Raw genomic sequence first — 13,472 nt, 5'->3', positions numbered from 1 at the left:
TAGTAAATCTAAGTTAGGATTAACTTCGCGAAACTGAGTGCGGTTGCACATTGACCAGAAGTTACCCGTAACATCGAAAACCTGTTTTACTGAGCATGCCACTCGCAATAACGCTGTAGCCATCCTCCTCTAAAAATTGGGCTTCGTGGAAGGCATCTTGTGCCACCCAGACTAAGTAGGGGCCCGGGTAAGCGCGACTGCTGAAGCGCTGGGAAAACTCTTCGAGGTAGCGTCTTGCGGCGGTACGTGTTTCGGTTTCTGTTGCGGTTAGAGATAGGCTATCAAGTAGCTGCTGCGCCAGAGAACTGGAGGCTTGAAAGGTCGGAGCCCCCACATGGATGGCTTTTCCCAATCGACCGAGAACTGCTGCTTCTATTTCGCCACGGCTAAGGTCTTGTTGAGATGCACAGGCCCACGCCGATGCGATATAAACATCGCTAACGCTGGGCAATATGCGGGAAAGATTATCCATCCATTCTAGAACCTTACCCGCTTGGGATGTATTGGCGAGCAGGACTGCACCCACGACGGCGGCCCAGGGATCATCATATTTTTGCGCCAGAAATTCGCGCGCCTCTATGCAATACATGCTTTCCGTTGCCCATGAGAGAGCTTTAAGCGCATCGTCAGAATGCATGTTGACAAGAGCCTCAAGCAGGACCTGCAATCTTTCGTCAAGGGGTGTCAACTCGATGATTCCATCCAGTTGGCCGTCTTCGGAAGGGCGTATCGTAATACGAATGCCGTCTCGGTACTTAGGTAGGTTCAGCCTGAGGGTCTCTCGCTCCCAAATGCTAAGGTTCATTCGTAATCGATGCTTGATCTGAAAATCGAATCCAAGATCAATGACCAATTCACCGTCTTCGTTTGTGACAGCTACGCTTTGGGGGGGGGCGGGTCGCCAGATTGCCTCGGCGCCGAAGGATTCAGTCTCCGAGAGAGCGACTGCAAAAGGTAGGCTTTGATCATTGGTTTTGACGACAATGTTCTTGCGGTCTGGGATAGCAGTTGCGTCACTATCAGGTGCTGCCATTGGTGGTTCAAGATATTCCTGCTTCTGCAGGAATGACATAGTTGCTTCCGAGCTAAGCTGGCCGATTTTGCTGCGGCGGACTCTTCGGGGGCCAAGGCTTTTAGATGTAGCCGACTGTATCGTCGATTCCATCCTCTCTTGCGGATGGACTTCCGAAAGCCGGATCTCTGTCTGATTTTCTGTAAGTTGAAGCTCAAAAAATTGTCGTTCACTTTTTTGAGAACCTATCCGATGCATGGCGCCATAATAACTGCCTGGTGCGAGGATAACGGTTTTCGTGTCGTTCCAACCGGCAAGAAACAGACTGGCATGATCAAGCCCTTCGGTATGTTTGAGCTGCAACTGGTAGGCTCCATCTCCGGGGGAGTGGAACGTGTATCGCTCTTGATAAATATTCGAAGACTGCTTCATCGGTTAAGTAAGTTCAATGCAGACAAAAGGCGGGGATAAGGTGAATTCTTGGTCGATTCGTTTGCCATCATCTTTCGTTACAGAAAGCGTATGCACGCCTGGCGAATGCCTGATTTCAAGCTTCCAGGGGGAAGCTGCATCTGGCCGGGTCAAGGGCGGCTGATTCGGGTCGCCATTGTGGATCTCAGCCTGCGTGGCATTCCTAATTAGATGGCTAGGATTGCTCGATACGACGACGGGAATGACCAGCTCCTCCAGCTCCATCAGGGATACTTTCTTGAGGTCATCGCTGAACAAATCGGTTTCCAGTCGCAAACCAAAGAAATTGCGAGCCAGATCTCCAATGCGATTGTAGTGAAAGATGCTGTTGGTAACAAGCCATGGCAAACTGTCGTCTTCGATCAGGCATTTCTCTAGCCCATGGAGCAATGCACGTGATAAATTAGTCAGCCCATCATGGTTTGCTGCCTCTGCATATTGACCGAATCTAGAGGCGGCCAAACCCACGCTTCGCACGCGACAGCTCACCAATTCCTGAACGGTGGCTGCGACAGGCGTATAGGCGCTTGCGCCGTTCACCAGCCCTACGAGTTGGGGCAGCACCTCTTGGCAGGCATCGTAAAAAACCCAGCACGCCCCCGCCTTTTTTCGTGCAGGCAGAAAGCGTGCAATGGCTCCCACATCAAGGAGCTTTTCGGCTGGATTACCTGCGTTTAAGTCGAAGTCTTCCAACACAAGTAGATGGGAATTGTCTAGTCCCGCAACGCCATGGGAACACGCGTAGCAAAGCATGATATCCCCCTCGCGACACCGATCCAACCAATCGCTGCAGGCATCTCGGACATTTTCAAGTTTGCCGTTGGCGACTTCGACGGTTTTATCACCCAGCGGATCATCGGGAATGGAAATTTTATCCTTCGTCTGTGCGGGATCAATGCTGGGATCGGAGATGACGCATTCGATGCTTTGCAGCGGTGCATCAAAGCGATCCGCATTCTTAACAAGAAAACGAATAAACTCCTGGGCGCTATCGACACAGCATTGGCGATCTAAGACGGCATCCAGATGCTCGTAGCGCCCAATGCCCAAAATCAGGCAATGGAGGCGCGGCTGGTCTTCCGCAGTATTTCTTTCCCAAACTAAGCTCATTAGATCAGGCCAGCACTTTGCAGGCGCTTAGCTAGACGTTTTTGGAAGACAGGCGATAGGAAGTAGGCGGAATGCGCCTTGAGGATGTTTGCCGAGGTATCGACGCGGAATTGTTTGATATCGAGGCCATTGAAAACTTCTTTTGCGGCGAACGATAAGATATCCATGCGGTTATATACATGCCACCAGTGGTCGCACCGCATATCACTGAGATGACTGGGGATTGGATTGGCGAAAAGGTTGAGTTCCTGAAACAGCCCCACCTGAGTACCGACGGTTAGCAGTAGATCAACTTTGAAGGGTTGTCCCAGTTGATGGTTCAAGTTTTGAATGACAGTTGGGTCGTTAAGCAGGTCATAGACAATATTGGCGCCCATGCTGTGGCAGACCAAGATGAGCTTTCCCTGATCCTGTTTAGCTGCCCTTGCAGCATCCAGTATCTTAGACAGAACTGCGGCCCGAATATTTTCTCTGGGCTGGTCTTGTTTGATGTAAATGAATGCATCTCCGAGGAATACCGCCAAGTTTGGGGTGAAGCCCCGTATCCATTTCACAAGCCTGTCGTCGATTAAACTGATTCCGGCGCCAAGGACACGGTTTTTAGCGGATTGTAGTTTGCCGCCAATCCAGTTTCCGAAGCCTAACGCGACGACTGGCTGACCTTCAATGAAAGGAGTGACCTCCTGCTCAATTCTTTCGATCAACTCAGTGTCGCTCGTAATTTCATTGATCCAATTAGGTGCGGTCGAGGTTTCTCCATCACTATCAATGTCCGCCGCATATGTGCCGATAGCGTCAGCTAATTTCTTATCGTTCTCTGAGACGCCGTCCTGTATTAGTGTCAGGCTGAGCGAATTAAGTAGGCCGCCGAAGTCTTTTTGGGCTGCAGCTAGCAGATGATTTTCGGATGCGATCGCGTTAGCTTGGACGGCTCCGATACCTCCGCCAATGGCGAGCAAGACATCGTCGGTTCCGGGTAATGAATTCCAGGTGTCTCGTTGCGGTGGTCCATGAAGGCCCCAATAAGGCTCATAATAAGTAACCTTACCATTACCAAAACAATACTTGGTGAATGCCCCCTGGCGGCCGACTACTTCTGCGTCGTTCAGTGGATCATTGTTTGAGTAGCGAGTATTAACGCCGTGAACGAATACTAGGTGAATCACGGGATATTCATTATTTATGAATGATCTGGATTTCAAGTGCCAAATTTTATCCTGTTCGATTTTTTTTTAGGAAAACCAATGAACATTGATTGATTATAGTTAGGGCTGAAGTAGCTAAGGCTAGTGATTGGACTCTGAATACCATTGTTTAAGCTGGCTGAGGAGGATTTTGTGGTTGCCTGCGTTGAAGCGCCATTCGCACTCTTTTAGGAAGTAGTAAAAGTTGTTTGGTTTGATGCCGTTAAATCGCGTAGGTGGCGCTTAGCCTGGTTCCAAAAGTTCTCGATGCCATTGATGTGGTTTTGCTTGTCGGCGAAGAGTTCTGAGTGGTTGATTTGCATGTGGTGAAAATCAGTCACATCGAGCGCATTGTAGGCCGTGCTACCTAGAAATTCGTCCGGCTGCATAAATGCAAGGATTGCGGCTTTCTTGCGGTATCGCCAAATTGATTCGAATGGAAGGAAAAATCTTGTTGGCGAAGCTGCTGGCGCTGTTCACGAATCAATTAAATCAGGAGCTGTTGGATGCAATTGATTATCTTCAGGAAGAGGTTCGCGTATTGCAGTATCATTTCAAAAGGAAGTGTCCTAAACTGGTCGATGCTCAACGTAAGGTGCTCGCGGAGAAAGCCAAGAAATTAGGCAAAGCCATCGAGAAATACGCAAACCTTGTGACACCCGATACGTTATACCGCTGGCATCGAAGACTCATTGCAGAGAAGTTTGATGGTTCCAAGAAACGTCAGTATCCAGGCCGACCGCGAAAACCGAAAGAAGTGGAGGATCTGGTCATGCGAATAGCTCGTGAGAATCCAAGGTCTGGCTCTCTGGATATCGCGAATCGAATGTGTAATCTCGGCCATTCGATCTGCAAAGAAACGGTTCGTCAGATTCTGGAGCGTAATGGGATTAATCCAGCGCCTGAGCGTAGAAAGCAAACGAGTTGGGCCGACTTCATTGCTCGCCACAAGGAGGTGATCTGGGGCTGTGATTTCTTTACGGCCGAGGCTTGGTCTGGATTCCACCTGGCAACCTACGATGTGCTGTTCTTTATTCACTTGGAAAGTCGTCGAGTTATCTTCGGTGATATGACCGAACACCCAACCGGTGAATGGTGCGAGCAACGAGCCCGAGAACTCACCGGCTTTGATGGGCCGATCCAAGGCTTTGGTCGCCGAGGCTACCTCATTCATGACCGTGGCAGTAATTTTACCAGAGCCTTTGGTAAGGTTTTTCGCAGCGTGAATATCAGGCCGCTCAAGCTTCCGGCGCGTTCACCAAATTTGAATGCTTTTGCTGAACGGTTTGTGCGATCAATCAAGCATGAATGCCTGAACCAGCTGATTTTGATCGGTGAAGGCTCTGTGCGCCGAGCCATTGAGCAGTATCTGGAGCATTATCACTCAGAACGGAATCACCATGGTTTTGATAATATGATCCCATTTCCAGCCACAGGGAATGAGCAATCGTCGAACGGCGAGGGTAGGATGGTCAAGAGTGCCCGTTTAGGCGGGCTGTTGAACTACTACCATCGCGAGGCTGCGTAGTCTTTTTGCCGGTTTGATTCCGTTGTTCACTGAAAGCGAGTTGAGTCAGCTTGTTCTTTATTGCTGTGCGGATTCAGTGAAAACGTCTGCGTTGGGCTGACATTTGTGAGAGATGACTGTCAAGGAACGATGTTTCGGATGAAAGTTTGGCTATTTTCGGATTCTCAGGCGGTGCTCAATGCCTGATGGTGGCTATGATTTTTGATGTTTTTCGGTTTGGATGAATTTCTAGGTCGTACGGGCAAATCGCCTCAATCCCTGCAATCATGCCGCATTGGGCATAAATAAAGGCCTCGAATAAATCGAAGCCTTTCTAAATGGTCGGGCTGAGAGGATTCGAACCTCCGACCCCTACACCCCCAGTGTAGTGCGCTAACCAGACTGCGCTACAGCCCGCCTAAAACGGAAAGGCAAGAAAACAGGGCGCCGGGGCTGCCTTGTCAAACCATTCTTCAGGAGAAATTTTCCCGACGTGATCTGGACACCTAAAATAAAGAAGGGGTCGACGGAAACCCCGAAACGTCGACCCCTTAACAATTGGTGACTTCGCATTAGCGGAAGCCGCCTTCGCAAATAATTAAGCAGTGGGCGTGCCAATTCTGTTGAAGGATTTTATTTGTCTATTAATTGTGGCAAAGCGGCCGCAGGATTGGGTTGGACAAACAAATTTTTTACAATAGAGTGTTGTTCCTATTTATGGGCTCAAATTCACCATTCGACACCACGGTTAAGCTGCTGTTGGTGGGCGAGATTTCCGAGCAATTTACCCTGGGCGAACTCACAGGGACGGAGTGTTGTGACTGCCCAATGGAGGCTTCTGGAATTCTGAAAGCCATTCGTAGTCAAGGAGATGTTGCCTTGGTTGTTGTGGTTTCTTTGTCCAGTGAATTGCCGAAGGATGTGTGTGATTTGCTTCAGCTACGCTCAGAGACGATGGCTGTATTGGGGCTCATTGAGGAGGGTGGTCAATATCCCTCAGTTGACTTCATCGATGCGACTCTGGCTCCTCAGGGCGTCAGTGAGGCCGCCTCTACGCTTAAGATATTGATGCAACTGGCAAAGACTCGCCATGAATTAGCCAAGAAAACGAGGGAGTTGAGCCAACAGAAACGAATGCTCGACCAAGTTTCGATGGCAATTATTGGCACGGATTTGAACGGGAGCATCAAGTCCTGGAATCAACGGGCGGAGTCCATGTTTGGCTTTGGAAGCGATGAGGTCATGGGGCAGCCTCTCTCCGCGATCTTCCAGAAAGGCCGCGCAACGGATTTTAGCATGCATTCGTTGCTGGAGCCGCTGCTGATCCATGACCGGCATCAGTTTGAGACGGATATCAGGCGGCGAAATGGCGATGTGCTGCCGATATTTGTTTCACTGAGTCTGGAAAAAAATACTCAGCGGGACATTATTGGCGTCATCTGCTGTTGTCGTGACATCAGTTTGCGGCGGCGGGTGGAAGGAGAGCGTCGCGAAGCGTTTCAGCGGTTGACGTTTTTCATCGAGCGTATGCCCCTCGGCTTCATTGAATGGGAGCTTGATGGGACGATACGGGCCTGGAACCAGTCGGCGGAGAATATCTTCGGCTACAGCCAGCGTGAGGCGATTGGGCAACCATTCACTTTGCTGATCGGAGAGGCGTTTATCGAGCCGTGTCGCCGCATCTTCCGTGAAATGCGCCAAGAGAAAGGCGGTAATCGCAGCCAGAACGACAACATAACCCGAGATGGCCGCGTGATTATTTGTGACTGGACGAACTCTGCGCTGGTCGACGACAAGGGGGAAGTCGTTGGATTTGCCTCGATTGTTAATGACGTCACGGATCAGATTCGCATTGAAACCGAGCTCAAGGAATCGCGGGAATCTGCCCACGCCGCCAACCGGAGTAAGGACGAGTTTCTCGCGGTGATGAGCCATGAAGTGCGCACGCCGATGAACTCGATTATCGGGTTTGCCGATCTGCTGATGGAGTCGTTGAAAAGCGAGGAAGACGCTGAGTTGGTCAATATCATCAAAGCCAATGCGTTCAACTTGCTTGAGCTGATCAATAATGTGCTGAACTACAGCCGTCTGGAGGCGGGAGAGGTCGACTTAAGGGAGCAGGAAACTGATTTAGACGCTCTGTTTCAGGAGATAGAGGAAGTGACGCAAGCGGAAGCTCAGGAGAAGAATTTGAGCTTTCGGGTCGAGTTTCAGCCGGAAACCCCTCACCATATCATGGCGGACTACACGGAGCTGCGTCAGGTGTTGCTCAACCTCACCGCCAACGCGCTCAAATTTACGCAGGAGGGGGGAGTCACGATCAGTGTTGGCGCGCAGTCGCTACCCAAGGGCGAGCCATGGAGTTCGGAGCTGTTGTTTGCCGTCAAAGACACTGGTATTGGCATTGAAGACTGCGATCAGGCCAAGCTCTTTCAGTCGTTTACCCAACTGGACTCCAGTTCGACGCGGCGCTTTGGCGGCACGGGCCTGGGGCTGGCGATCTGTCGCCGCATTGTCGAGCTTTGGTCCGGCAGGATCTGGGCCGAAAGCAACATCAACGAAGGCTCCACCTTTTACTTCACGCTGCCCACGCGGGTGAATGCCAATGAGGCGGCGCCCAGCGCGAGCAGCCTGCTCTATGAGGAAATCGAAGACCGCCGTTTTGCGGAAATTTTCCCATTGCGAATCCTCATGCAGTGTTCCAACCACGCGACGATTGAAATCATGCAAAAAATCATGGCTAGCCTGGGCTATGAGATCGCCATTCAGCAGGACGGGATTGAGTCAATCAGCCACCTGCAGGACAATGCCTACGACATCATCATGATGGATGACGACATTGCGGACTTCTCAATCGGCGAGATGGCGGAAATCATCAAGGGGGGGCAGGCTGGCCACGAAAACGAGTCAGCCAGCTTGGTGGTGCTGATGGAAAGCAGCCCGCAAAACAAGAATTCAACGCCGCCAATGCAGCCCAGCTTGAACTTCATCAATAAGCCGATCATAGCCCGTAACGTGCGCGCGGTCTTGCGCAAGATCGCCATTGGGCGCGACGCGGTTAACACCTGATCGGCCAAGCTAGATGAAGCGTGCTCTAAATCGATACCAAGTGGCCTTCGCTGGCGCCAGGTCCTGTCGTGGTGTGGAAGTAGGTTGAGGCTTGGCCAAAGGCTTTTTCGTAGGCTTCGATAATCTTTTCGGCGTCGTGTTGGTCGAATTGGCCATTGGTCACCGCCATGACCGCGCCGCCAAAACCGCCACCAGTCAGGCGGGCGCCCCAGACATGTTCTGACTGCTTGAGCGTCTCGACCAGTAAATCAAGCTCCGGGATGCTGTTTTCGAAGTTAACGCGTGAGCTTCCGTGCGATTCGAACAGCATCTTGCCGACTGCGGCCATGTCGCCTTTTTGTAACGCAGACTCGACGGCGAGCACGCGCTCGCTCTCGCCCACAATGTGCCGGGCGCGGCGGGTCAGCACGTCGCCGAGAAGGCCCTGGTGTTGCTCCAACTGAGCGGACGAGACTTGCGCCAGGTTTTGGGCGTGGGGCAGCGGATGCTTAAGCAGGCGATGCGCTTCCATGCACTCCTCGTGTCGTTTGCCGTAAAGCGAGTCGACCAGTGAGTGCTTTTTCGCGGTGTTGAAAACCCAGAAATGCACGTCTTCAGGAAGCTTGAGCTGGGTGAAGGTTTCAGAGGCGCAATCGATTTTCACCAGGCGATTGATGTCGCCGAAGGCCGATACTCCCTGGTCGAGAATGCCGCAGGGCATGCCGACGAAGCTGTTTTCGGCGCGGCGTCCCACACGGGCCATGTCGGCGCGGTCCAGTTCGAAGTCGTAGAGGCCGGTGAAGCCGTAACCGCTGGCCAGCTCGAATGCGGCGCTGCTGCTCAGACCGGCTCCGGCGGGCAAGTCGCTGTCGACGACCATCGTGAAGCCGTGAGGCGTCTCCATGCCGATGGCGATCAATTCCTTGAGCACTCCGAGAGCGTAATTCGCCCAGGAGTCCTTGCCGGACAGTGGCTCGATGTGGTCGATGTCCACGGTGACCTCGCTATCCATGCTGGCGCTCCAGAGTGTGGCTTGGCGTCCATCGCAGGGGGAGAGGGCGACGGAAACGCGCCGATCTACGGCAACGCCCAACACTGGGCCGCCATTGTAGTCGGTGTGGTTGCCAATGAACTCCAGACGGCCAGGCGCCTGGGCAATGACTTTGGGGCTCTGGCCAAAGCGTTTAATAAAGAGGTCTTCAATCACGTACCCTAGGCAAGGAGGTTCTAGAAAAATTTAAAGCTAAATTTTCACCAGACTCCGATGAGGGCGTTGTTTACAGTTCAGCGGTCAGGCTCCGTGTAGCTGCTCTTATGCCCCCACGCGTTGGGGTGGGAGATTAAAGTCAGCAGGAAACTTCATTTTTGAATCTCCCGACGTTCACCCCCCGGGGGGGGGGGGGGGCTACCCGCAAATTTCATTTCAAGGAACACGATACAACCTGCCCGATCGCCGGGAGTCCGGCGCAGGAGGCTGGTCGCGCAGCTCAGGGGCCGCGCGGAAACGTCGATGCTGCGCTGATCAGGCTGGCAATAGGGCGTCGCGCGTCGGGCGGTTCCGCGCAGCAAGGGGCGTCGCAACCGGGATGTTTACACCAAGCCCGGCGGCGAATGTGCCCGCTAACGCGGAGCGCCGACACGCGCGGCCCGAATGACCTCGCATGGCGTCGACTGGGATACCTGCTCTAGTTTGCTAAGGCGGATGTTTTGGGGGGATGTTCATGAGTTTGAAAGTGGGTAAGGTGGGTAAGGTGGGTAAGGTGGGGCGTGTGCGTGGCCGCTTATGAGTAGCACGGGCGTCCCGCCTGTGCCCCGGATCAATCTGACTGAAACAACACAGGCGGGACGCCTGTGCTACTTGTTTAGTGATCGATTGAATACTAGTCGAGTCGCATGGATCTACAACTTAAAAGTGAACGTCCGAGCATTTTATTAGTGAGTAGCTCTGACTAATAATCCGCGCTGATAATCAACGACTTAGAGCGCAGGGCTGGCCGCTGAATGGATCATCATTGCCGGCCTGCCTCTCCGTGCTTTCGCACTGCAAAATTCAGCTGGACGCTGGGCACAAGAAAACCCGCGCCGTTGCCAGCGCGGGTTTTTTGGGTATGAATCGCTTTGGGGTTAGGCGACCAGAGCCTTGAGGCCAGCGCCTGGCTTGAACTTAACCGTCTTGGAAGCCTTGATCTTGATCTTTTCCTTGGTCTTCGGGTTGACACCCATGCGAGCTGCGCGCTTCGCAACGGTGAAGGTGCCGAAACCAATGAGCTGAACGCCAGCCTTGTCCTTCTTGAGGCCCTTCTTGACCGCATCGAGGACTGCTTCTACTGCGCGCTCGGCGGAAGCTTTGGTGGCGTCTTTGCCGAGATTCTTTTGCACTTCAACTACGAGTTCTGCTTTATTCATATTATTTAGATTAGGATTTGCGTTAGTTAGTTGGTGTTAACCGATGCCCTTATGAGGCTTTGTGCCTTGTCTCGTCAACGAAATTAGCACGAGAAACTGCTTTTTTTAGAGTTTTTCAGTCGGCTCTAGCCTTTTTCTGGTGGGGGATCTAGAGGATTAATCCCTTGACTCCCGCTTATCAAAAGGCGTAAGAGATGATCCATCGCCTCAACCCGCTTGATACCGCGTTCTCGGGCGATTTGTTCGGATCGTTTCAGGAGTTGACGAGCCATCGTCCGCGCCTGCTCTTCGGGCGCGCCCAAACGCTGACAAAGCAGCGTTAAACTGTCTTCGTTCTGACCTTCGTCGTCCGCCATTTCAAGCCGTGATTTCAGAAAAAATTTCCAGCGCCGGACCACCGGGCTTTGCGATGCAAAGCTGGGCGTCGTTCGCCACGTAACGTCGCTTGAGTAAGGCCAGGCCTGCGCCGTCGCGATGCGAGGTGACGGCGCCGATCTGGCGCTCGCCGGAAAAGACTGGCAGCGGTGAGCCGTCATTACTTTGCGATGCAAAGTTAACGCGGTAAATCGCGCGCTGCGCCCGGCCCATCGCGTGCAGTCGGGCCATGACTTCCTGGCCGAGGTAGCAGCCCTTCGTGTAGCTCACGGCGGCCGTGGACAAATCACCGCCTTCATGCGGTAAATCACTTTCGCCGATGTCCTGCGGAATGGCCGGAATGCCGCTGGCAATGCGCGCGGCCAGTGCAGCGCTGCTGTCCGCAGGCACAGTGTTGATGAAGGATGGCGGCCATTCGGCATCGGACGGAACGAGGCAGTCCAGACTGCCTGCGCCTGCGAGTCGACCGGAGAACACGAGGACGCCGTCGCGCTCAGCAAAGCATTTTTCCGGCGGCGTAATGTCACTCAACCCCTCGCTGCCGAAGAGTGTCACTAAGCGATATTGAGCGGAGACATTTTCTATCTCCACTTCGTCGGCGATGATGTTCTCCTCTACTTTGCGTTGCAAAGCTTCGGCGTCGCTGTGGTAGCTGACGAGGAGGAAATCTTCGGGGGCGCGCTGGAGGATGAACGCGTCGTGGAGCACCTTGCCTTTTCGGTCGAGGAAGAGCCCGTAGGTGACGGGGTTCGCCTCGCTGCGGCGCAGGTCGTTGGAGAATTGGCTTTGCAGATAAGCGGCCGCATCTTCATCGGTGACGGCGAGTACGGCGGGCTGGGAAGTGTAGGCCTGGAGGGCGGGCATGGGGCATTAACAAGGCGAAAGCGGGCTGGTTGTCAATCGAGGACGGGGCTTTCCGTGGAGGTGGTGAGCGGCGAGGCAGGGGGATTTTTAACCACGAAGGACACGAAGTAGATGAAAAAAGTAGGTGGCAAAGGTGGAGCCCGTGTCCCTACCGGGCTTTCAGTTGCCTCTCTGCCAGCATGATGGAACAGCCTGCTGGGGACAGCAGGCTCCACCTTAATCAGAAATCATTTAGCTACACCCTTCGTGCGCTCCGTGCGCTTCGTGGTTGAAAAATGCGCATTCAATAAAGTTTTAGTCCTGATCGGCTGCGCTGCGATATATAAGCTTATCCGGTTTTTGGCTTGAGTCCGGCGCTGGCATGGGCGTTATTGACCGTTTTTTCCAAGCCCAATTTCGGCCCTCGTTAACATGCAAGTTCAGCCAGTGATCAACACGACCGACATCAACATCGAATCCATCCGGGAGCTGCCCAGCCCGGAAGAGCTGCTCACGTCCATCCCCAAGACCGACGCGCAGGCGGAATTCGTCACCGAGGCGCGGCAGACCATCCACCGCATTATTTTTGGCGATGATCCGCGCCTGCTCGTGGTGGTGGGCCCGTGCTCGATTCACGACCTGGAGGCTGGTCGCGACTATGCGCGCAAGCTCGTCAAGCTCGCCAAGGAGCTCGAAGACCGCGTTTACATCGTCATGCGGGTCTATTTTGAGAAGCCGCGCACGACGGTTGGCTGGAAGGGCCTGATCATGGACCCGCAGCTCGACGGCCAGTGCGACATCCCCGAAGGGCTCAAAATCGCCCGCTGCTTCCTGCGCGAAGTGATCGACATCGGCCTGCCGACCGCGACCGAGCTGCTCGACCCCATTACGCCGCAGTACATTGCCGACCTCATTTGCTGGACCGCCATTGGCGCGCGCACGACCGAGAGCCAAACTCACCGCCAGATGGCGTCAGGCCTCTCCATGCCGCTCGGTTTCAAAAACAGCACAGACGGCTCGATTGAAGCCGCGATCAACGCGATCAAAGCGGCAAGCCAGCAACAGACTTTCCTCGGCATCGGGGCCAATGGCCGCGCATCGGCTGTGACCACCAAGGGCAACCCAAACTGCCACCTCGTTCTCCGTGGCGGCAAGGCGGGCCCGAATTACTCCGCCCAGCAGGTCAAGGACTACGCCGAGCAGCTTAAGGCCAAGGGGCTGATCCCAGCCGTCATGGTGGACTGCGCGCACGACAACAGCGGCAAGGACCCGGCGAAGAGCCCGGAGATCCTGGACGAAGCCGTGCAGCAGATCCTCGATGGCAACCACGCCATGATCGGCGCGATGGTCGAGAGCAACCTCAAGCATGGCAGCCAGAAATTTCCGCAGCCGATCGCTGATTTGGAGTACGGCGTGTCGATCACCGACCCTTGCCTGGGCTGGGAAGACACCGAAAAGAGCCTGCGCGCCGCTTACGAAAAGCTCGCGCCGCGCTTCGCCTAAAATCAGTCGCTGG

At 53.7% G+C, this 13,472-nt stretch carries 10 protein-coding genes, 1 tRNA gene and 1 pseudogene; 4 read left to right on the top strand and 8 right to left on the bottom strand.

The annotated features are described in order from the left end of the window. Positions 1 to 61 precede the first annotated feature (61 nt). From RBB63_RS11045 to RBB63_RS11030, 4 genes and pseudogenes are all read right to left on the bottom strand, one after another. On the bottom strand, positions 62 to 1,444 hold the full coding sequence (locus tag RBB63_RS11045) for a hypothetical protein (protein ID WP_309384133.1): 1,383 nt from the start codon (positions 1,442 to 1,444) through the stop codon (positions 62 to 64). Positions 1,445 to 1,447: 3 nt separating this feature from the next. After that, the gene (locus tag RBB63_RS11040) at positions 1,448 to 2,593 is read right to left on the bottom strand and encodes a hypothetical protein (protein ID WP_309384132.1); all 1,146 of its coding nucleotides are present in this window, start codon (positions 2,591 to 2,593) and stop codon (positions 1,448 to 1,450) included. After that, entirely contained in the window at positions 2,593 to 3,759 is a 1,167-nt protein-coding gene (locus RBB63_RS11035; RefSeq protein ID WP_309384130.1) for a hypothetical protein, read from the bottom strand. Before RBB63_RS11035 ends, RBB63_RS11040 begins: the two co-directional genes overlap by 1 nt. A gap of 120 nt (positions 3,760 to 3,879) precedes the next feature. Beyond that, a pseudogene (locus tag RBB63_RS11030) lies at positions 3,880 to 4,136 on the bottom strand (transposase); the annotation flags it as partial. A 77-nt stretch (positions 4,137 to 4,213) separates the two neighbouring features. Between RBB63_RS11030 and RBB63_RS11025 the strand changes: the two are divergent. After that, positions 4,214 to 5,305 carry an integrase core domain-containing protein gene (locus tag RBB63_RS11025; protein WP_309384129.1) on the top strand — a complete coding sequence of 364 codons (1,092 nt, stop codon included), beginning with the start codon at positions 4,214 to 4,216 and terminating at the stop codon, positions 5,303 to 5,305. A 318-nt stretch (positions 5,306 to 5,623) separates the two neighbouring features. On the opposite strand, the gene RBB63_RS11020 is transcribed toward RBB63_RS11025, so the two are convergent. Continuing rightward, positions 5,624 to 5,701: transfer RNA gene (locus tag RBB63_RS11020), tRNA-Pro, on the bottom strand. A 300-nt stretch (positions 5,702 to 6,001) separates the two neighbouring features. Between RBB63_RS11020 and RBB63_RS11015 the strand changes: the two genes are divergently transcribed. After that, on the top strand, positions 6,002 to 8,353 hold the full coding sequence (locus RBB63_RS11015) for a PAS domain-containing hybrid sensor histidine kinase/response regulator (protein WP_309384127.1): 2,352 nt from the start codon (positions 6,002 to 6,004) through the stop codon (positions 8,351 to 8,353). Positions 8,354 to 8,378: 25 nt separating this feature from the next. Here the strand turns inward: RBB63_RS11015 and galK are convergent, their stop codons facing one another. Further along, positions 8,379 to 9,539 carry a galactokinase gene (gene galK, locus RBB63_RS11010; protein WP_309384126.1) on the bottom strand — a complete coding sequence of 387 codons (1,161 nt, stop codon included), beginning with the start codon at positions 9,537 to 9,539 and terminating at the stop codon, positions 8,379 to 8,381. A gap of 917 nt (positions 9,540 to 10,456) precedes the next feature. Continuing rightward, positions 10,457 to 10,738 (bottom strand): HU family DNA-binding protein, encoded by a 282-nt coding sequence (locus tag RBB63_RS11005; RefSeq protein WP_309384124.1) that lies wholly within the window; start codon positions 10,736 to 10,738, stop codon positions 10,457 to 10,459. Positions 10,739 to 10,932: 194 nt separating this feature from the next. On the opposite strand from RBB63_RS11005, the gene RBB63_RS11000 reads away from it, so the two are divergent. After that, positions 10,933 to 11,061 (top strand): hypothetical protein, encoded by a 129-nt coding sequence (locus RBB63_RS11000; protein ID WP_309384122.1) that lies wholly within the window; start codon positions 10,933 to 10,935, stop codon positions 11,059 to 11,061. 34 nt (positions 11,062 to 11,095) lie between these two features. Here RBB63_RS11000 and ygfZ read toward each other — a convergent pair whose 3' ends face one another. Continuing rightward, on the bottom strand, positions 11,096 to 11,977 hold the full coding sequence (ygfZ, locus tag RBB63_RS10995; protein ID WP_309384121.1) for a CAF17-like 4Fe-4S cluster assembly/insertion protein YgfZ: 882 nt from the start codon (positions 11,975 to 11,977) through the stop codon (positions 11,096 to 11,098). Positions 11,978 to 12,388: 411 nt separating this feature from the next. Here ygfZ and RBB63_RS10990 point away from each other — a divergent pair, with 411 nt between their 5' ends. Further along, positions 12,389 to 13,459 (top strand): 3-deoxy-7-phosphoheptulonate synthase, encoded by a 1,071-nt coding sequence (locus RBB63_RS10990; protein ID WP_309384119.1) that lies wholly within the window; start codon positions 12,389 to 12,391, stop codon positions 13,457 to 13,459. Positions 13,460 to 13,472: the final 13 nt, after the last annotated feature.

Source organism: Cerasicoccus frondis, assembly GCA_031296915.1.
GTDB lineage: Bacteria > Verrucomicrobiota > Verrucomicrobiia > Opitutales > Cerasicoccaceae > Cerasicoccus > Cerasicoccus frondis.
The sequence above is the reverse complement of the archived record's forward strand: the minus strand, read 5'-3'. Positions and strand labels throughout refer to the sequence as shown.